This window comes from Kribbella sp. CCNWLW201 (genome assembly GCF_037203805.1).
GTDB lineage: Bacteria > Actinomycetota > Actinomycetes > Propionibacteriales > Kribbellaceae > Kribbella.
In genome coordinates this window covers 163,840-183,415 of the sequence record NZ_JBBCBQ010000006.1, presented here as the reverse complement: position 1 = coordinate 183,415, position 19,576 = coordinate 163,840, and the positions used below count along the sequence as shown (strand labels likewise).

At 69.1% G+C, this 19,576-nt stretch carries 15 protein-coding genes; 12 read left to right on the top strand and 3 right to left on the bottom strand.

Translation table 11 applies throughout. The annotated features are described in order from the left end of the window. Positions 1-59: 59 nt before the first annotated feature. The 9 genes from V9K99_RS24925 (at position 60) to V9K99_RS24885 (ending at position 12,196) form a co-directional block, all read left to right on the top strand. On the top strand, positions 60-2,927 hold the full coding sequence (locus V9K99_RS24925) for a DEAD/DEAH box helicase (RefSeq protein ID WP_337004349.1): 2,868 nt from the start codon (positions 60-62) through the stop codon (positions 2,925-2,927). Then, positions 2,924-4,123 carry an SWIM zinc finger family protein gene (locus tag V9K99_RS24920; RefSeq protein WP_337004347.1) on the top strand — a complete coding sequence of 400 codons (1,200 nt, stop codon included), beginning with the start codon at positions 2,924-2,926 and terminating at the stop codon, positions 4,121-4,123. The genes V9K99_RS24925 and V9K99_RS24920 overlap by 4 nt, the downstream gene beginning before the upstream one ends. Positions 4,124-4,293: 170 nt before the next feature. Then, on the top strand, positions 4,294-4,794 hold the full coding sequence (locus tag V9K99_RS24915) for a GNAT family N-acetyltransferase (protein WP_337004345.1): 501 nt from the start codon (positions 4,294-4,296) through the stop codon (positions 4,792-4,794). Between the two features lie 180 nt (positions 4,795-4,974). Further along, a complete protein-coding gene (locus tag V9K99_RS24910) occupies positions 4,975-6,651 on the top strand; it encodes an ABC transporter substrate-binding protein (protein ID WP_337004343.1) in 1,677 nt (558 codons plus the stop codon). Further along, positions 6,648-7,601 (top strand): ABC transporter permease, encoded by a 954-nt coding sequence (locus V9K99_RS24905; RefSeq protein WP_337004341.1) that lies wholly within the window; start codon positions 6,648-6,650, stop codon positions 7,599-7,601. Before V9K99_RS24910 ends, V9K99_RS24905 begins: the two co-directional genes overlap by 4 nt. After that, positions 7,601-8,485: an ABC transporter permease gene (locus V9K99_RS24900; RefSeq protein ID WP_337004339.1), complete on the top strand. Its 885-nt coding sequence runs from the start codon at positions 7,601-7,603 to the stop codon at positions 8,483-8,485. Before V9K99_RS24905 ends, V9K99_RS24900 begins: the two co-directional genes overlap by 1 nt. Beyond that, positions 8,482-9,459, top strand: a complete 978-nt coding sequence (locus V9K99_RS24895; RefSeq protein ID WP_337004337.1) for an ABC transporter ATP-binding protein — start codon at positions 8,482-8,484, stop codon at positions 9,457-9,459. The genes V9K99_RS24900 and V9K99_RS24895 overlap by 4 nt, the downstream gene beginning before the upstream one ends. Further along, positions 9,459-10,442, top strand: a complete 984-nt coding sequence (locus V9K99_RS24890; protein ID WP_337004335.1) for an ABC transporter ATP-binding protein — start codon at positions 9,459-9,461, stop codon at positions 10,440-10,442. The genes V9K99_RS24895 and V9K99_RS24890 overlap by 1 nt, the downstream gene beginning before the upstream one ends. Beyond that, entirely contained in the window at positions 10,439-12,196 is a 1,758-nt protein-coding gene (locus tag V9K99_RS24885; protein ID WP_337004334.1) for a gamma-glutamyltransferase family protein, read from the top strand. Before V9K99_RS24890 ends, V9K99_RS24885 begins: the two co-directional genes overlap by 4 nt. Here the strand turns inward: V9K99_RS24885 and V9K99_RS24880 are convergent. Continuing rightward, positions 12,178-12,849, bottom strand: coding sequence for a GntR family transcriptional regulator (locus V9K99_RS24880; RefSeq protein WP_337004333.1), 672 nt, complete (start codon positions 12,847-12,849; stop codon positions 12,178-12,180). The genes V9K99_RS24885 and V9K99_RS24880 overlap by 19 nt on opposite strands. A gap of 96 nt (positions 12,850-12,945) precedes the next feature. Between V9K99_RS24880 and V9K99_RS24875 the strand changes: the two genes are divergently transcribed. Both V9K99_RS24875 and V9K99_RS24870 read left to right on the top strand, forming a co-directional pair. Beyond that, positions 12,946-13,836: a GNAT family N-acetyltransferase gene (locus V9K99_RS24875; protein ID WP_337004332.1), complete on the top strand. Its 891-nt coding sequence runs from the start codon at positions 12,946-12,948 to the stop codon at positions 13,834-13,836. A gap of 193 nt (positions 13,837-14,029) precedes the next feature. After that, positions 14,030-15,226 carry an RNA-guided endonuclease InsQ/TnpB family protein gene (locus V9K99_RS24870; protein WP_337004330.1) on the top strand — a complete coding sequence of 399 codons (1,197 nt, stop codon included), beginning with the start codon at positions 14,030-14,032 and terminating at the stop codon, positions 15,224-15,226. Between the two features lie 77 nt (positions 15,227-15,303). On the opposite strand, the gene V9K99_RS24865 is transcribed toward V9K99_RS24870, so the two are convergent. Beyond that, positions 15,304-17,070 (bottom strand): M1 family metallopeptidase, encoded by a 1,767-nt coding sequence (locus tag V9K99_RS24865; RefSeq protein ID WP_337004328.1) that lies wholly within the window; start codon positions 17,068-17,070, stop codon positions 15,304-15,306. 332 nt (positions 17,071-17,402) lie between these two features. Here V9K99_RS24865 and V9K99_RS24860 point away from each other — a divergent pair, with 332 nt between their 5' ends. Next, positions 17,403-18,161, top strand: a complete 759-nt coding sequence (locus V9K99_RS24860) for a M28 family metallopeptidase (protein ID WP_337004326.1) — start codon at positions 17,403-17,405, stop codon at positions 18,159-18,161. Here V9K99_RS24860 and V9K99_RS24855 read toward each other — a convergent pair. Next, a complete protein-coding gene (locus V9K99_RS24855; protein ID WP_337004324.1) occupies positions 18,158-19,513 on the bottom strand; it encodes a CapA family protein in 1,356 nt (451 codons plus the stop codon). The two genes, V9K99_RS24860 and V9K99_RS24855, sit on opposite strands and share 4 nt — an antisense overlap. Positions 19,514-19,576: the final 63 nt, after the last annotated feature.

The following is a 19,576-nucleotide window of genomic DNA, read 5'->3' as shown; positions in this document are numbered from 1 at the left end:
CGGTCCGGCGGGTGCAGTTGGTTGGTGTTGTGGCGGTTGGCTAGGAGGGCTTCAGGTTGGTGGGTTCGGGGCAGCAGGCGCTGGCTGGGTGTGCGGTGGTGTTCAAGCCGGCGGATCCACCTCGGGAGGGCAGGGTTGCGTTCTGGGATCCGGACGGTGGGCAGCTTCCGCTCGGCGTCGGTGAGCAGGCACAGCTCGAGCTGGTCGTCGAGTCCGAGCTGAGGTCGGTGCGAGCGATCGAGCTCCCGGTGGCGGAAGCCGTCCCGGTGCTCGGCCGCGCCCGCCAGACACCTGGTGCGCACGCCTCGGCTGCGTTCTGGGGCGCCGCCTCGCTGGCCGCACTCCAACTGGTTGCCCGCGGCAAGCTGCTTCCCGGCGTCTCCCCCGACGGCCACGACGCCTGGCGAGTAGGCCCACTCGACACCGAGGATGTGAACCGGCTCCTCGCACTCGCGGAGTCCATGCCACCCACCGCCCGAGCCCTTCCGTTGGAAGCAGGTGTCGGGACCGTTCCCTCGGCGGTCGCGTCGGGTGGTGTTGCCGGGGCTGGGGTGGGTGGTGTTACGGGGGCCGTGTCGGGCGGGGTCGCCGGGGGTGTGCGGTTGCCGGTGGCGGAGGAGTTGGTGCGGGCGTTTGTGGATGCGGTGGCGGATGGGATGCCTCGGTCTCCGGCGGCTGCCAAGGCACACAAGACCAACCTGTTCACCACGGCTGCGCCTCAGCGGGCCGAGCGGTTGCGGTCGTGGGCCGATGAGGTGTCGGTGGGGCTCGACAGCGGGGTGCGGATCTCGTTGCGGATCGAGTTGCCCGAGTCGATGGCGTTCCGGGCCGTTGTCCAGTTGCACAGCCTGCAGGATCCGACGCTGGTCCGGGACGCGGATGACGTGTGGACCGAGGACATCGCCGGGTTCGGGCCGCGGGCCCGGATCGACGCGACGTTGGCGATTCGGCGGGCCGCGCGGGTCTGGCAGCCGTTGGGTCGGCTGCTGGAGTCCGCCGTACCGGATCGGATGGAGCTGTCCGACGAAGAGGTCGCAGAGCTGTTGGCAGGTGGGGCGCAGCGGCTGACGGCGGCCGGGGTGGATCTGCACTGGCCGCGGAGTCTCGGGCGGTCGCTCAAGGCGCGGGCGGCGATCACCTCGTCGGACGGGCCGCCGAGCGATCTGCCCAGCTTCTTCGGCGGTGACTCGACGCTGGACTTCAGCTGGCAGGTTGCGCTGGGCAACGACCCGCTGACCGAGGCGGAGATGGACCAGTTGGCCGAGGCGACCCGCCCGGTGGTCCGGCTGCGCGACCAGTGGATGCTGATCGATCCCGACCTGGCCCGCAAGGCACGGGAGCGGATCCTCAAACCGGTCACCGCGATCGACGCCCTCAGCGCGGCGCTCACCGGCACCACCGAGATCGACGGCCGCCAGATCGCGGTGAAGCCGACCCAGTGGCTCGAGGATCTGCGCGCGAGGATCGCCGACCCCGACCGCGCCGACGAACCGATCGACGCACCCGCCGGCCTGCAGGCGACGCTACGCGACTACCAGCTCCGCGGCCTCCGCTGGCTGGCCCGGATGACGTCGCTCGGTCTCGGCGGCTGCCTCGCCGACGACATGGGCCTCGGCAAGACGATCACCCTCATCTCACTCCACCTCCACCGCCAGACCTCAGACGAGACCGCGGGTCCGACACTCGTCGTGTGCCCGGCGTCGTTGCTCGGCAACTGGGAGCGGGAGGTCCAGCGCTTCGCTCCAGGCACGCCGGTACGCCGCTTCCACGGATCGGCGCGATCGCTCGACGGCGCCGAGGACGGGTTCGTGCTGACGACGTACGGGACGCTCAGGCGGGACGCCGTACGGCTGGCCGCTCATCGGTGGGCGCTAGTCGTCGCGGATGAGGCTCAGCATGTGAAGAACCCGTCATCCGGTACGGCGAAGGCGTTGCGGACCGTGCCGTCGCAGGCACGAGTGGCGTTGACCGGTACGCCGGTGGAGAACAACCTCTCCGAGCTCTGGGCGATCCTCGACTGGACCACCCCAGGCCTGCTCGGCCGGCTCGGGAACTTCCGGAACCAGTGGGCGGCGCCGATCGAGGCGGACAAGGACGAAGAGGTCGCGGAACGGTTGGCGAAACTTGTCAGGCCGTTCCTGCTCCGGCGACGCAAGTCGGATCCTGGAATCGCTCCGGAGCTGCCGCCGAAGACCGAGACCGATCAGCCGGTGTCGCTCACGCGCGAGCAGGCTGTGTTGTACGAGGCGACGGTTCGCGAGCTGATGGCCGAGGTGAAGGCCAGCGACCGGATGGCGCGGCGTGGCCTGATCGTGAAGCTGCTGACCGGGCTGAAGCAGATCTGCAACCATCCGGCGCAGTACCTGAAGGAAGGCGAGGCCGCGCGGCTGACCGGGCGGTCCGGCAAGCTCGAGCTGCTCGACGAGTTGCTGGAGACGATCGTCGCGGAGGACGGCGCCGTCCTCGTCTTCACGCAGTACGTCGCGATGGCGAAGCTGCTCGAGCGTCATCTGGCCGAGCGCGGGATCGGCACGCAGTTGCTACACGGCGGTACGCCGGTGCCGAAGCGTGAGGAGATGGTCGAGCGGTTCCAGGCCGGCGACGTACCGGTGTTCCTGCTGTCGCTGAAGGCGGCTGGGACGGGGCTGAACCTGACCCGCGCGGACCATGTCGTGCACTACGACCGGTGGTGGAATCCGGCGGTCGAGGATCAGGCGACGGACCGGGCGTACCGGATCGGCCAGACTCGGCCGGTCCAGGTGCACAGATTGATTGCCGAGGGCACCATCGAGGACCGCATCGCGGCCATGCTCGCCAGCAAACGCCAACTGGCCGAAGCCGTGCTCGCCGGCGGCGAAGCGGCCCTGACCGAGCTGTCCGACTCCGAGCTGGCCGATCTGGTCGAGCTGCGGGGTGGTCTGCGATGACTGAGGCGCAAGGGTTCCCCGCGTTCGAGGCCCAGCGACGCAGCACGCGCGGGCGATCGTGGTGGGCACGTGCCTGGGTGCAGGCGTTGGAGGACACGTCGCTGGACAATGACCAGCTGCGGAAGGGACGGCGGTACGCGAACTCCGGGCAGGTCGGGACGATCACGATCAGCCCCGGGCGGATCGCGGCGACCGTCTACTCCCCCGAGGACACGTACGAAGCCGTCGTCCGCGTCGATGAGCTGAGCGAGGACGAGTGGAGCCGCTTCCTCGACCAGGTCGCGGCGCGCGCCGGGCACATCGCGGCGCTGCTCGACGGGGAGATGCCGCACGACCTGGTCGAGGCGGCCTCCGACGCGGGCGTCCCGCTGCTCCCGGGCATCGGCGACCTCGATCCGACGTGCACGTGTGACGGCTGGGAGCTCCCCTGCCAGCACGCTGCCGGTCTCTGCTACCAGGTCGCCTGGCTGCTCGACTCCGACCCGTTCGTGCTGCTCCTGCTGCGCGGCCGTTCGCGGGATGACCTGCTCGACCAACTGCAGAGCCGACAGGCCCGGGAGGGCTCAGCGGCTGCCGAGCCGGGTGAGCCGATCGGGCCGGATGCATCGGCCGGGGTGTCGGCAGCCGACGTGCTGACTACGTCGGTCGCGGACCTGCCCGACGTACCTCAGCTGCCGGGAAAGGTGACCCTCGACGAGCTCGCGGTCAGCGGCATCGAGCCACCAGAAGGCTTCGCCCCGGCGGCTCTCCCGCTGCTCGTCCTCGACGCATCCCGACGAGCCCGGGCGCTCCTCAACGCGTTGCTCCACGGCGTGCCGGAGCCCCAACCGCTCGACGAGTGGCAGGACGCCGTACGCCTCGCCGCCGACTTCCCCGAGCTCAGCGAATCACTGGCCGACACCAGAGACCTTGCCCTGGGCATCCAAGCCTGGCGGTACGGCGGCGCGCCCGGACTCGACGTCCTCGAACGCACCTGGACCCCGGCACCCGCGGAGCTGGCTCGCGCCCGGACCGAACTGGTCGCGGCGGAGTTCGCTGTCGAGATCCGCGACAACCGCATCACCGTGGGCGCGGACACCCAGCTGCGCCTGGATCACCGGGGCCACTGGCACCCGTACCGGCTCATCGGCGACACCTGGACGCCGGCCGCGCCGGCGACCACGGATCCGCTCGGCGCACTGGCCACGGACTGGTAAATCCGGTGCACCCGGTCCACCGCTCCAGCTAGGGTGACGAAGAACTTCGGAGGAGGTGGGTTGATGACCGTGTCAGCGGGCGCTGTCGCCTGGGCGGCAGCCATTCCGGTCATCCACCTCACCTCGGGTTCCGCCTGACGCGGAACCCCTTGCCCGAAAGGGATTCTCCGTTGTCCAGCACCACCTGGAAGACCCGCGCCGAGACGAGCGCGGACATCGAAACCATCCGTGGCCTGACCCGGCAGGCGTTCGGCCGGCAGTTCGAGGTCGACTTCCTCGACGCGCTGCGCGCCGACCCGGTCGCGTGGATCGACGGTCTGTCGTTCGTCGCGACTGTGGACGATCAGCCCGTCGCGCATGCCCTGCTCACTCGTTGTCACGTCGGCGACGCCCCGGTTCTGTCACTCGGGCCGGTCGCAGTCCTGCCGTCGTACCAGCGTCAGGGTGCGGGTAGCGCGGCCGTCCGAGCGGCGCTCGCCACAGCGCGTGATCGTGGTGAGCAGTCCGTGGTCGTGCTCGGGCATGCCGAGTACTACCCGCGGTTCGGATTCCGGCAGGCGACCGAGTTCGGCATCCATCACCCGGAGTTCGACGGACCGAACCTGATGGCGCTCTCACTCACCGGCGACCCGTTGCCCAAGGGTGATCTCCGCTACCCGGTGAACGCCTGACCCACGGGCCGCCGGAGGCATGCGACAGTCTCCGGCGGCCCGATGGCGGTCGGCAGTTGAACGTTCACAACGGAGTACGGCGTGGAGTCGTAAAAGGTTCACACAAACTCGCCGAATCACTTGCGCACGTCCCTTGTATACATGAAACAGTCGACGAGACCGCCTACCCAGGAGCACCTGATGACTACTCGTCGACTTCCGTTCCTACTGAACCGCTCTAGCTCGAAGTACGTCCGAGCTGCTGTCGGGGTGATCGCGCTGGCCCTGATCGGCACCGCCTGCTCCCCCGTCGAGCCGGCCGGGATCGAGGGCGGCAGCAGTCAGGAGGCCACCGGGCAGGACGTGTTCGGCGACCCCGCGGACCCGGCGAAGGTGAAGCAGGGCGGCACGCTGACCGTTGCGTTGTCCGCCGATCCGGACAAGCTGGACCCGACGCTGTCGCGCAGCCTCTACTCGCGGTACGTCTTCCACACCATGTGCGAGAAGCTGTACGACCTCGGCCCGGACGCCAAGATCGTGCCGCAGCTCGCGACCGCGCTGCCGACCATCGCGGCCGACGGCCTCAGCCTGACCATCCCGCTGCGCCAAGGGGTGAAGTTCGCCGACGGCGGCACCCTCGACTCGAACGCGGTGAAGGTCTCGATCGAGCGCGGCCTGACGCTGGCCGGCTCCGGCCGCAAGAGCGAACTCGGCCCGATCAGCGCGGTCGAGACGCCGGACCCGAACACCGTGGTGATCAAGCTGTCGAAGCCGTTCGCCCCGCTGACCGCCGCGCTGGCGGACCGGGCCGGCATGGTCCTCAGCCCGGCCGCGGTGACCAAGCTCGGCGCGAACTTCTCCACCGCGCCGGTCTGTGTCGGCCCGTTCAAGTTCGCCAACCGGGTCGCACAGAACTCGATCAAGGTGGTCAAGGATCCCCTGTACTACGACGCCGCGAAGGTCCACCTGGATGCGATCGAGTACCGGATCATCACCGACTCGAGCATCCGCTCGGCCAACTTGAAGTCCGGTGACGCCCAGGTCGCCGACTCCTTGTCGACCCAGGACGCGCCCTCGCTGCAGAAGGACAGCACGATGACGGTGCTGCAGTCGCAGTCGCTCGGGTACCAGGGCCTGACGATCAACATCGCCAACGCGAACGGCATCGGTAATCCGCTCAAGCAACTCGACACCCCGATCGCGAAGGACCCGAAGGTCCGGCAGGCGCTCGCACTGTCGATCGACCGCGAGGCCCTGGTGAAGTCGATCTTCAACGGGCTGAACACGGTCGCCTGCTCGCCGGTGTCACCGAAGAGCGAGTTCACCTCCGACGCCGCCCAGGTGTGCCCGCCGCACGACCCGGCGAAGGCGAAGCAGCTGCTGTCCGAGGCCGGCGCGACAACGCCGTACAAGGTCACGATGATCACCTCGAACAACCCGGACAGCCTCCGGCTCGCGCAGGCATTGCAGGCGATGGTCAAGGAGGGTGGGTTCGAGTTGGTGATCAAGCCGGTCGAGTACGCCTCGCTGCTCGACCAGCAGGACCGTGGTGACTTCGAGTTGCTCCAGCTCGGCTGGTCCGGCCGGGTCGACCCGGATGCGAACATCTACAACTTCGTCGGCTCGGAGGGCAGCCAGAACGTGGCCGGCTACAGCAACGCCGAGGTGGACAAGCTGCTCACCGACGCGCGGCAGTCGACGGACAAGGCCGAGCGGATCAAGCTGTACGGCGACGTGGTGACCAAACTGCAGCAGGACGACCCGCTCATCTACCTATACCGGCAGCGCAACCTGACCGGTGTCTCGAAGAAGGTGTCCGGCATCCAGGTCTACCCCGACGGTGTCCTCCGGGCGGCCTTCGCCGGGTTCGCGCAGTGAGGCGGTATCTCCTCGGCCGGTTGTGGCAGTCGATCGTCACGTTGATCCTGGCAACGATCGTCGTCTTCGTCGGCGTCCGCGCGTTGCCGGGTGATCCGGCCCTCGCGCTGGCCGGCGAGGACCGGGATCCGGAGTCGCTGCGGGCGATCCGCGAGCAGTACGGGCTGGACGACTCGTTGCTGGTGCAGTTCTGGCAGTTCGTCAGTCACGCCGCCCGCGGTGATCTGGGTCAGTCGATCCGGACCGGTGAGTCGGTCACCACGATGATCGCGAACGCCTTGCCGGTCACGATCGAGTTGTCGATCCTGGCGATCCTGATCGCCAGCGTGATCGGGGTCGGAGCCGGCGTTGTCGCCGCCGTACGACGGGGACGACCGGCCGAGTGGGCCGCCAACGCGCTGGCTCTGCTCGGCCTGTCCGTGCCGAACTTCTGGCTCGGGCTGATGGCGATCCTCTACCTGTCCGTCGCCCTCGGCCTGTTCCCGGCGTCCGGGTTCGTCCCGTTCCTCACCAACCCGGTCGACAATCTGCACCACCTGATCCTGCCCGCGTTCATCCTCGGCACCGGCCTGGCCGCGGTCATCATGCGGCAGACCCGTTCGTCGATGCTGGACGCGCTGAGCGCCGACTACATCCGTACGGCGGAAGCCAAAGGCCTCTCGCCCCGCGCGGTGATCGGCCGGCACGCTCTCCGCAACAGCCTGATCGTGGTGATCACGATCGTCGGCCTGCAACTCGGCGCGCTCATCTCCGGCGCCGTCGTCACCGAACGGATCTTCGCGCTGCCCGGCTTCGGCAAGCTGACCGTCGACGCCGTCTTCCAGCGCGACTACCCGGTGATCCAGGCCGTCGTCCTGGTCACCGCGGCGGCGTACATCCTGATCAACCTGCTCGTCGACCTGCTGTACTCGGTCATCGATCCGCGCATCCGGGTGCGAGGGGACGCCTGATGGCCATCACCGACGTCACCGTCACCGCCGGTACGCCGCTGCGCAGCAACCGCCGCAAGGTCGTACGACGGATGCTCCGCAACCCGCTCGCGATCACCGGTCTCGTCGTACTGGGGATCGCGGTGATTCTCGCGGTGTTCGCGCCTTGGCTCGCGCCCCATGAGCCGACGCAGACGCATCTGGATCGTGCTTTCGCTCCACCTGGAACGGCCGGTTATCTGCTCGGCACTGACGACCTCGGTCGTGACGTGCTCGCGCGGATCATGTTCGGGTTGCGAGCCTCGCTGCATGTCGGTGTGCTCGCGGTCGCCACATCGCTGGTGATCGGCGTACCGCTCGGGCTGATGGCCGGGTACTTCCGGGCCATCGACGCGTTGATCTCGCGATTCACCGATCTGGTGCTGGCGTTCCCGTTCCTGATCCTCGCGGTCGGGCTGGCCGCGATCCGCGGGGCCAGCCTGGGCAACGCGGCGATCGCGATCGGGATCGCGCAGATCCCCGGTGTGATCCGGATCGTCCGCTCGGAGACGTTGCGGCTGAAGTCGCTGGACTTCGTCGCGGCCGCGATCGTCGAGGGCGCGAGCGACGCCTGGGTGCTCGGCCGGCACATCCTGCCGAACGCCGCATCGGTGATCATCGTCCAGGCGACGGTCGCGATCCCGGCCGCGATCCTCGGTGAGGCGGTGTTGTCCTTCCTCGGACTCGGCATCCAGCCGCCGGCTCCGAGTCTCGGCACGATGCTGTCCGACGCACAGCAATTCGCCGCCCGCGCACCCTGGGCCGCGGTGATGCCCGGCGTCGCGATCATGCTGCTGACGCTGGCGTTCAACATCGTCGGCGACAGTCTGCGCGACGCGCTCGACCCGAAAGCGAGCCGACGATGAGAACTGTGCTCGAGGTGAACGACCTCTCCGTCACCTTCCGGACCGAGGACGGCATGCTGTCCGCGGTCGACCACGTGAACTTCCAGGTCGGTGAGAGCGAGGTGCTCGCGGTGGTCGGCGAATCCGGTTGCGGCAAGAGCGTGACCGCGATGAGCCTGGCCGGCCTGCTCCCCCGCACCGCGACCGTCGACGGGTCGGTGAAGCTCGACGGCGTCGAGCTGATCGGCGCCGACAAGCGGACGCTCCGCTCGATCCGCGGCCGTGAGGTGGCGTACATCTTCCAGGAGCCGATGACATCGCTGAACCCGGTCTTCACCGTCGGCCACCAGATCGGCGAGGTCCTGCGGACCCACATCGGTCTCAGCCGGCAGGCGGCCCGGGACCGGTCGATCGAGCTGCTCAAGCTGGTCGGCATCCCGTCTGCCGAGCGTCGCGTGGGCGATTATCCGCACCAGCTGTCCGGCGGGATGCGGCAACGCGTGATGATCGCGATGGCTGTTGCCTGCGACCCGAAAGTCCTGATCGCCGACGAGCCGACCACAGCGCTCGACGTCACGATCCAGGCAGGCATTCTCGACGTACTGCGGGAGCTGCGGGAACGCCTCGGCACGAGCATCGTCCTGATCACGCACGACCTGGGAGTCGTCGCTGATCTGGCTGACCAGGTAGCGGTGATGTACGCCGGACGGGTCGTCGAGACTGCCGAGGTCCACGACCTGTTCGCTCACCCACAACACCCGTACACAGCCGGACTCCTGGGCGCATCACCGGCTGCCGGCCGCCACGCCGGGACACACCGCCTCAACGAGATCCCAGGCCTCGTCCCGGTCCTCTCCGAACAACCCGACGCCTGCACCTTCGCCGACCGCTGCCCGAGAGCAGTCGACACCTGTACGACGTCCCAACCGCAGCTGACACCTGGTCTGCACCGAGTCGCGTGCTGGAACCCGGTCAGAGAACCAGTGGAGGTCTGATGGATGCCCTGGCCCTGGAGGTGGAAGACCTCGTCATGCACTTCGGACCGGTCCGGGCCGTGGACGGGGTGACACTGCGGATTCGGCAAGGGTCTGTGGTTGCACTGGTCGGTGAGAGCGGGTCCGGCAAGTCCACGGTCGGTCGTTGCATCGTCCGGTTGCTGGAGCCGACCGGAGGGACCATCCGGCTCGCCGATGCCGACATCACTCACCTCAACCGCCGGCAACTGCGTCCACACCGTCGCGACGTGTCCATCGTGTTCCAGGACCCGGCTGGCTCACTGGACCCGCGGCTGTCGGTCGGAGACATCGTCGGCGAGCCGCTACGCCTCATGCGCCGCAAGGACATCTCAGGAAAGGTGTCCGAGTCGTTGCGCCGAGTCGGGCTCCGCCCAGAGGTCGCCCAGCGCTCACCCCACGAGCTGTCCGGCGGTCAACGCCAGCGGGTGAGCATTGCGCGTGCTCTGATCTCAGAGCCGCGTCTACTCGTTGCCGACGAGCCGACGAGCGCCCTCGACGTGTCAGTCCAGGCGGCAGTGCTCAACCTGCTGGCGGACCTGCAACGGGACCTGGGCTTTGCCTGTCTGTTCATCACGCACGACCTGTCAGCCGTCGAGTACCTGGCTGACGAGGTCGCGGTGATGTACCTGGGCCAACTGGTCGAGCAAGGCCCGCGCGCACGCATCTTCGGCGCACCCGCTCACCCCTACACCCAAGCGCTGCTCTCCGCGGCTCCTGTCCCCGACCCGACCGAGCAGCGAGCACGCAAGCCGGTCCTACTCGGTGACGACCTGCCGTCGGCCATCGACCCACCACCTGGCTGCCGGTTCCACACCAGGTGCCCGGTGGCGATCGACACATGCCGGACAGTCGTACCGGAGCAGCGAGTGATCGGCGAAGGTGGACACCAGGTCGCCTGTCATCTGGTCAACGACGACGGAACCGGCCCCGACGTACGCACACTCGAAGGAGTGACCTCATGACTTTCACCACCCGGCCTACGCTGCGCGGCACGTTCGGGATGGTCTCGTCCACGCACTGGTTGGCCTCGCAGTCGGCCATGCGGATCCTGGAGCTCGACGGGAACGCCTTCGACGCCGCAGCGGCTGCTGGGTTCGTGCTGCACGTGGTGGAGCCGCACCTCAACGGACCAGGCGGTGAGGTGCCGGCGATCATAGCCACCGCCAAAGACCCCACCCCTCGGGTGCTGTGCGGTCAGGGCGTCGCTCCGGCCGGTGCGACGATCGAACACTTCCGCTCACTTGGTCTGTCGCTCATCCCCGGCTCGGGACCGCTTGCTGCGGCTGTGCCGGGTGCTGTGGACGCATGGCTGCTCCTGCTGCGTGACCACGGCAGCATGCCGCTGCGCGTCGTACTCGAGCCTGCTATCGACTACGCGCGTAATGGGCACCCGTTGGTGCCACGGGTCGGTGACACGGTTGGCACGGTGCAGGAACTGTTCGAGGAGCATTGGCCGACGTCGGCGGCGCTGTGGTTGCAGGACGGACGTCCGCCGAGCGGGATGTTCCGCAACGAGGCGTACGCCGCCACACTCGAGCGGCTGGTGACCGAGGCCGAGGCAGCCGGCGCCGACCGGCAGGCACAGGTCGAACGGGCGCGGAAGACCTGGCGTGAGGGCTTCGTCGCGGAGGCGATCGACAAGTTCTCGCGGCTGCCGCACCGGGACTCCAGCGGCGGCGATCACGCTGGGCTGATCACCGGTGCGGACCTGGCTGCGTTCGAGGCGAGCTGGGAAGAGCCGGCGACCCTCGACTGGAACGGGTACACGGTCGCCAAGACCGGAGCGTGGGGCCAAGGGCCGGCGCTGCTGCAGTCCCTCGCCGTACTGGCCGAGCTGGGTGATGTCGACCTGGACAGCGCCGAGGGTGTGCACACGACGGTTGAAGTGATGAAGCTGTCGTACGCCGACCGCGAGGCCTGGTACGGCGATGGGGCCGACGTACCGCTGAAGACGCTGCTCTCCCCCGCGTACGCCGCCGAGCGGGCCAAGCTCATCGGTCCGGACGCGTCGCTCGAGCTCCGCCCAGGTCAGCCTGACGGCCGCCGGCCAGTCCTGCCCTCAATTGCCGTCAGCAAGGATCTCGGCGACGCGTCGACCGGTGAACCGACGGTCTCGTCCGAGGGCGTGACCCGTGGCGACACCTGCCATGTCGACGTGATCGACCGGTGGGGCAACGTCATCTCCGCGACGCCGAGCGGTGGCTGGCTGCAGTCGTCGCCGACGATCCCGGAGCTCGGGTTCTGCCTCGGCAGCCGGCTGCAGATGTTCTGGCTCGAAGAGGGGCTGGCGTCGTCGCTCACGCCAGGTATGCGGCCGCGGACCACGCTCACCCCGACCCTCGTCCTGCGTGATGGCGAGCCGGTGCTGGCCTGCGGTTCGCCGGGAGGCGACCAGCAGGACCAGTGGCAGTTGCTCTTCCTGCTGCGTCACCTGGGCAGCGGGATGGATCTGCAGGAGGCGATCGACGCGCCGGCGTGGCACACCACCGGCTTCCCGTCGTCGTTCTACCCGCGCGCGACTGAGCCGGGCGGTCTGGTGATGGAGAGCCGCCTGGGCGCCGCCGTACGGGACGAGTTGGTACGACGTGGGCACGTCGTCACCGAAGGCGATGCGTGGAGCCTTGGCCGCTTGTGCGCCGTACGCAAGGAGGCTGACGGGGTCCTGGCCGCGGCGGCGAACCCGCGTGGCATGCAGGGCTACGCGGTCGGCCGCTGAGTCAGAGCTGCCTTTGCGGCGGCCTCGACATGCTCGCGGGCTGCCTTCGTGGCCGCCTTGGGGTTTGCCGCGGCGATGGCGTCGACCAGGCGGATGTGTTCCTCCCACGAATGCGGTGCGCGCTGGGCGGCACCGACGCGGAAGACCCAGTGCACGTGGTGGTACATCGCGGCCGACATCGACAGCAGCCAGCGGTTGCCGCTGACATCGATCACCGCGCGATGGAACGCGCTGTTCAGCTCGGCGACCCGGTCGAAGTCCTTGGCCTCGGTCGCCGCGCTGGCGTCCGCCAGCAGCCTGCGCAACCGGTCGACATCCCTCTTCGTCGCCCGCTCGGCCGCGAGCCCGGCGGCAAGTGTCTCCAGCTGCTCGCGTACGGCGAACAGGTCGCGCACCGCGGTCTCGTCGAGAGTCGCCACCACCGCACCACGGCGCGGCAGGATCTGGACGAAGCCCTCCGCCTCGACCACGCGGAGCGCTTCGCGAACCGGGTTGCGGGAGACCCCGAAGTCGTCGGCAAGCCGGGTCTCGGTCAGTCGCTCGCCCTGCGCGTAGTCGCCGTCAACGATCCGCCGACGGAGCTCCGCGAGGACCTGCTCGCGCAGCGCGACATGGTCGGCACCGATCGTCCGCACCTCACCCGTGTGGTCCACCCGATCGTCTCCTCTCCCCCGCGCACTGTTCGCAGCACGCTAGCCGATTCGCCCTGCCAGCGGCACGTGATCCCGGGGCGGAGTTATCTTGTCGGCTTGAGCATTCGACTGACTCCTCTGACAGATCCCGACTTCCGGCCGTTCAGCCGCCGGCTCGTGTGGCTCGCCGCGGACGGCGACGGCAACCCGGTCGGGTCCGCATTCCTCCGGCTCAACAGCCGCAAGTCGCACAGCCACCTGGCCGAGTTCGAACTGAACGTCCATCCGGCCGAGCGCCGGCGCGGCGTAGGGTCGCGGCTCCTCGACGCGGTCGTCGGGGCCGCTCGCGACCACGACGTACGCACGTTGCTGGCCGACGCCAGGGTGGGCTCGTCCGCCGACCGGTTCCTGCAGCACCACGGGTTCGGTGTCGGCCTCACTCTGGTGTACGCGCGGTTGCGACTCGCGTCCGTCGACATCACCGAACTCGAGGCAATCGCGGGCGCGGAACCTCCGGGCTATCACCTGGTGTCGTGGGCGGGCGTCGTACCGGAGGAGTGGGTGCAGACGTTCACCGACGCGCGGGCGGGGATGAACGATGCGCCGACGGGTGGGATCGAGTACGGCGAGGATGCGTGGGACGTCGAGCGGACCCGGCATGCCGCCCAGGTGATCGAGCAACGCGGCGAGCGACTGGGCACGGTCGCGGCCGTCGACGAGTCCACCGGCGCGATCGCCGGCTTCACCGAACTTGTCGTACCAGGAGACGGCAAGGGCGAGGCCCAGCACTACGGCACCGCCGTCCTCCCAGCCCACCGCGGCCACGGCCTCGCGCTGTGGATGAAGGCCGAGCAAATCCGCCAGGTCCGGGCCCGCTTCCCCGACCTGGACGCCCTCCTGGCCGACACAGTCAGCACAAACACCCCGATGCAACGCATCAACACCCGCCTCGGCTACCGCCCCACCCACACCGACAACCGCCGCACTCTCGATCTCTGTACCAACTAGTATGTCGGCATGCCGCTGGCTCGCATCGACGCCCTCCGAGCCGACCCCGACCGTCCCACCGCTCTCCCAGCAGGAATCTCGTTCATCAGGTAGGTCACGCGAAAAGCCTGTCCCTCAGACCGGGAAGGAACCGCGACTGCCTCCCGCCGGAGAAAATCGGGGACTGTCGGTCCCAGCTGATTGGATAACCGGCATGTCCCGCTTCCGGATGGCGCCAACTCCCGCGCAGCAGGCTGCATTGCTGGAGCAGTGCCGGCACGCCCGGTACGTGTGGAACCTGGCCCTGGAGCAGTGGTCCATATGGACCCGCGACAAAGGCCCGACACCTCGGTACGTCGAGCAGTCGCGGCAACTGACCGAAGCCCGCGCCGCGTTCGGCTGGCTGCGGGCTGGGTCGCAGACCGTGCAGCAGCAGGCGTTGCGGGACTTCGACCAGGCCGCCAGCAACTACTACGCCAGGACCCACAAGCGGCCGACGTGGCGCAAGGCCGGGCTGCATGAAGGGTTCCGCATCGTCGGTTCCCAGGCGTCGCGGATCGTGAAGCTGAACCGGAAGTGGGCGCGGGTACTCGTGCCCAAGGTCGGCTGGGTCCGGTTCCGACTGTCCCGCGCCACACCCGACGCGAAGTCGTACCGCATCACCCGCGACCGGGCGGGCCGCTGGCACCTCGCGTTCGCCGTCATCCCGGCGCCGATCCCCGCACCCGGTACCGGTGAGGTCGTCGGCGTCGACCGCGGCGTCACCGTCTCGGCCGCCCTGTCCACCGGCGAACGCCTGACCTGCCCCGGCCTGTCGAAGGGTGAGCAGGAACGGCTCAAGCACCTGCAACGCCGCCTGGCCCGCTGCCGTCGCGGCTCCAATCGGCGCCGGCGGGTGAAGGCCGCGATCGCCAGGCTGTACGCCCGGGCCGGCGACCGCCGCAAGGACTGGGTCGAGCAGACCAGCACCGACCTCGCCCGCCGCTTCGACGTCATCCGGGTGGAAGACCTCCGGGTCACCCAGATGACCCGGCGACCGAAGCCCAAACCCGATCCCGAACGGCCAGGAAGGTACCTGCCGAACCGTCGGCGTGCCAAGGCGGGTCTGAACCGGGGCATCCTGGCCAACGGCTGGGGACTGCTCGTCCAGCGCCTGGAACACAAGGCGCCAGGGCGGGTCGAGAAGATCAATCCTGCGTACACGTCGCAGACCTGCAGCGTCTGCGGGCATCGCGCACCGGCAAACCGCGAGAGCCAAGCGGTCTTCCGGTGCACGGCCTGCGGGCATGAGGCGAACGCGGACGTGAACGCGGCAGTCAACATCGCGGCCGGACGGGCCGTCAGCGCACGCCGAGAGACGCCACCACGGGTCTCACCGAAGCGTGAACCCCAACACGCTACCTCCGCGTAGCAGTTGGAATCCCCGTCCTTCATGGGCAGGGAGGACGTCAACTGCGAAGGCGCTTCGCGGCGGCGGCGGCGGCGCGATTACTGGCCGAGGATCTTCTGCACCGCCGCCGTCGTGATCGGGTGGTACCCGGGCCGCGCCTTCGCGAACACCTCGGCGGCGAACGCACGGTCCGTCCCGGCCAGCGCCCGGTAGACCGGCAGCACGAGCTTCATCCGCCCGACCCGGGTGAGGAACGAGGCCAGCTCGGCGTACGACGCCTCATAGCTGCTGGCGGCAACGATCTGGTACCACCGCCGGGCGATCTCGCCGTTCGCCGTACCGGTGAGTCCGAACTCGCGGTCGAGCTGATGCAGCTGCTCGGCGCTCAGTACGTCGGGAGCCGCGTCGAGGAACCGCAGCCACTCCTGCGTCGTCCACGCCGCCGCACCGGCCGGCAGCTCGCCGGTCGCCAGCCACGTGTCCCGGGCCTGGTCGACGACCTGGAACCGCTCCGACGCCGCCCGCCGCGCGAATGCCGGGATCCCCGGCTCGTCCAGCCACGCCGCCAGCTCGGCGTCCGTCACGACCCCGGCGTGCTGAGACAGCAGGTGCTCCTCGAGATGCGCGACAAAGTCCTCGGAGTTGATGCTTCGGAAAGCGAACCGGTCGAAGTACCCGCGCAGGAACGGGTCGAAGACCTCGCGCGAGAACCGCTCCTCCAGCCAGGACAGAAACCACGACCCCTTCAGCGGGCCGCACGACGTCGTCCCGTGATACTCGGACCGGTGATTCAGGCCCGGCAGCTCGACGGCCAACTCGGCCGGCGTCAGCGGGTCCAGCTTGACCACCGTCGCGTGCTGCTTGATCGCCGTCTCCATCACCGCGAACTCGGTGCCGTAGACGGCCTCGACGATCCGGTTCTCGACGTACGACGTGAAGCCCTCGTTCAGCCAGATGTCGTCCCAGCTGTCCTGCGTGACCAGGTTGCCCGACCAGCTGTGCGCCAGTTCGTGCGCGACCACACTGACCAGCGACTTGTCCCCGATCACCACGGTCGGGGTCGCGAAGGTCATCCGCGGGTTCTCCATCCCGCCGTACGGGAACGACGGGGGCAGCACGAGCAGGTCGTAGCGACCCCAGCGGTACGGGCCGAAGAGCGCCTCGGTGACCCGCATCATCTCCTCGGTGTCGGCGAACTCGGTCGCCGCCCGCCGGGCCATCTCCGGCTCGGCCCACACCCCGGTCCGGTCACCGATCGGCTCGAACACCAGGTCCCCGGCCGCGATCGCCAGCAGGTACGACGGGATCGGCTCGGGCATCACCACGTCGTACGAGCCGGTACGGCGTGACGTCGTACCGTTGTCGGCACTCATCAGCACCATCAGCTCCGGCGGAGCGGTGACGTGCGCGGCGTAGCTGAACCGCACGCCCGGAGTGTCCTGCACGGGCACCCAACTGCGGGCGTGGATCGCCTGCGACTGGCTGAACATGAACGGCATCACCCCGCCCGCGGTCATGGACGGCTCCAGCCACTGCAGACCGGTCGCGGTCGGCGCGGTCCGGTAGCTGACCCGGACCCGCTCGTGCCGCGCAGTGCGGATCCGCAGGGCGGAGCCGAGCTCCGGGTCGGCGATGGCGAGGCTGTACTCGAGCGGCTCCCAGCCGTCCGCCGTGGCACCCTCGACCGCGAGCACGGTCAGGTCACGGGTGTCGAGCACGAGCCGGTCACCGGCACCGGTCCAGGCGAGCGTGTGCGTGGCACTGCCGGCCAGCACCTTCGCGCTGAAGTCCAACTCGAGGTCCAGTTCGAGGTGGGTGGTCCGAACCAGGGCAGGTTCGGCGTAGGAGTGGCGATCGTGCGTCACGGAAAGCTCCCCGAGTCAGGTGTCCGAGGAACAGTACCCACGGCCGGGCCGGATGGGGCGGCCAATCTGAGCCATCAGCACCACCGTGCCAAAAGGGCCGGATTTGATCAGACCGGGACCATGGACATATGTGGGCCGCCACCCGACCGTTGGCCGCCATCCTCACCCTGCTGGCTACCGCCGCGTGCACCAGCAGCACCACCAGCCACGCTCCGACTCCGTCGACCGCCCCGCCTGTTGCAACCTCCAGCCTGCCGCCGCCTCCCACCACCGCTGCGCCGCGTGCCCCGTCCCCGACACCTCGCCCAGCCACCTTCGACAGTGCTGCCGCCATGACCACCGTGCGGCACCTCGCAGGTCTAGGACCCCGTGAGGCGACCAGTACGACGTACGCGCAAGCTCTGACCTGGTTGGAACAGCGCTTCCGCGCCGCCGGCTACCAGACCCGACGTCAGGCCCTGCGAGTCCCCGCAGGCGTCTCCTGGGGCATCCCGGTCCGTGCGGGCACCACCTGGAACCTGATAGCCACCAAACCCGGCTTCAACCCCGCAGCACCGCACCGCATCGTCGGAGCCCACCTCGACACCGTCCCTCAGGCTCCCGGCGCCGAGGACAATGCGTCAGGCATCTCTGTCCTGCTCGGCACCGCTCTGCTCGACCACCGGCTCCCCACCGTGTTCGTTGCCTTCGGCGCCGAAGAGCCTCGCGGAGACGGCGACGCCAGGCACCACTACGGCTCCCGCGTGTACGTCACGTCTCTGCCCGCAGCCCAGCGCAGTGCTCTGCGTGGCATGGTCTCGCTCGACCGAGTGGGCGTCGGAACCGTCGTACCGATCTGCTCTGCCCAAGCCGACGACGTGGCCCTGCGCAACGAACTCCGGGCGGTTGCAGCTCGGGTTGGCGTGCAGAGCAGGACCTGTGTGAACAAGTCGAGTGACCACTGGTCCTTCGTCCGCTCCGGCCTACCTGGAGTCCGTCTTGGCAGTACGCCGTACGCCGAGTACCACAGCGCCCGCGACCTGCCCCGAGTCGTGTCACCGGCTCAGCTCGGCCGGATGGGTCGCGTGGTCGCCGCCTGGCTCGCCAGTTAGCGGATGTCGGCCAGGATCTGCTCGGCCCGCGTGCCCGTCACCACGCGCGGGCTGAAGTCACTCCCTATCACGTACGGCGTGAGGCGGGCAGCCTTCAACGTCTTGCCCCAGTAGGTGAGCTCCAGCAGCACGCCTTCCTGCGTCTGCTGGGAGAAGTCCATGTCGAACACCAGATTCCCCAGTGAGTGCGCTATCACCTTGCCGGCGGGGAACTCCACGCTCTGCACCCAGTGCGGATGCCCACCGATCACCAGGTCGGCCCCAGCCTTCGTGAGCGCGGCCGCCACGGTGTGCTGCGCCGGCACGGGGTTGTGCGTGTATTGCTGGCCCCAGTGCGGCAGTACGACAACCACGTCGACAACCGGCCGCAGTGCCTGGATGGCCCGGGTGACCGCGGCCAGGTCTGCCGCGTTGAGCGGTCCGGTCCGTGGTGGCATCCGCAAGCTGAACGCACCGGGGCTGGTCGCCGTCGCCCGTGGGGTCTCGCCGATCGCGTTGAAGGCCAGGAAGCCGAAACGCACACCGTCACGCTCGACGATCGCAGGCCGCGCGGCCTCTGCGACGTTGCCTCCGGCTCCTACCGGCTGGATGCCACCGGCTCGCACCAAGCGGACCGTGTCCAGCAGGGCACGCTGCTGGAAGTCGCCCGTGTGGTTGTTGGCCAGCGAGAGTACGTCGACGCCGGCGTCGCGGAGTCCGGCGAGGACACCTGGTGGTGCGGCGAAGGAGTCGCTGCCTTGCTGCGGCGTGCCGGCTCGGGACAGCGTGCTCTCCAGGTTCAGTACGGTCAGGTCCGCGGATGCCAGCCGAGGGCCGATCGCGCGGAGTGGCCTGGAGACGTCACCGGTGCGGGCGGCGGCGGTCGCCACACGGCGGCCGAGCATGACGTCGCCACCAGTGGTCAGGTCGATGACCGGGGCGGTGGGCTGTGGTCCGGGTGCTCGTAGCGGGTAGCGCGCCGGGTCTTTGAAGGGGTCTATTCCGGCGACGGTGAGCGGGCGGATCGACGGACCGGCAGCGGAAGCGGGCACCAGGGCGAGTGTGGTGGTCGAGCGTCGGGCCTGGCGGAGCGAGCCGACCTGGAAGCCTCGCCATGACTTGAGAGTCCCGCGGGCGATCGCGCGAGCCGTGGTCACGTCGATGTCCTGGGCGGCTCGGGTGGGATGGATCGCCAGGACGAGCGGCTGGGTGGTGGCCGGAGTCGTTCGGGTCGGAGCCGGCGTGCTGGCTGGCGGCGTGGCGGTGGACGTCGGACTGGACGTCGTACCGGCTGAGGGCGCGGCGCTGTCGGAGCAGGCGACCAGGACGGCCGCCGCGAGAGCAGCCAGCGGGAGCTGCCACCGCACGGCCATATCGCCACCGTAACCGGACCATTCAATTCCTCTGCCCGGTAAGGCGGTTGCGAGAATGGGGGT

Bases quoted from the DNA above. Each gene is read 5' to 3' on its own strand.
- V9K99_RS24920 (WP_337004347.1), top strand. From the start codon at position 2,924: ATGACTGAGGCGCAAGGGTTCCCCGCGTTCGAGGCCCAGCGACGCAGC.
- V9K99_RS24910 (WP_337004343.1), top strand. From the start codon at position 4,975: ATGACTACTCGTCGACTTCCGTTCCTACTGAACCGCTCTAGCTCGAAG.
- V9K99_RS24900 (WP_337004339.1), top strand. From the start codon at position 7,601: ATGGCCATCACCGACGTCACCGTCACCGCCGGTACGCCGCTGCGCAGC.
- V9K99_RS24895 (WP_337004337.1), top strand. From the start codon at position 8,482: ATGAGAACTGTGCTCGAGGTGAACGACCTCTCCGTCACCTTCCGGACC.
- V9K99_RS24890 (WP_337004335.1), top strand. From the start codon at position 9,459: ATGGATGCCCTGGCCCTGGAGGTGGAAGACCTCGTCATGCACTTCGGA.
- V9K99_RS24885 (WP_337004334.1), top strand. From the start codon at position 10,439: ATGACTTTCACCACCCGGCCTACGCTGCGCGGCACGTTCGGGATGGTC.
- V9K99_RS24870 (WP_337004330.1), top strand. From the start codon at position 14,030: ATGTCCCGCTTCCGGATGGCGCCAACTCCCGCGCAGCAGGCTGCATTG.
- V9K99_RS24860 (WP_337004326.1), top strand. From the start codon at position 17,403: ATGACCACCGTGCGGCACCTCGCAGGTCTAGGACCCCGTGAGGCGACC.
- V9K99_RS24855 (WP_337004324.1), bottom strand. From the start codon at position 19,513: ATGGCCGTGCGGTGGCAGCTCCCGCTGGCTGCTCTCGCGGCGGCCGTC.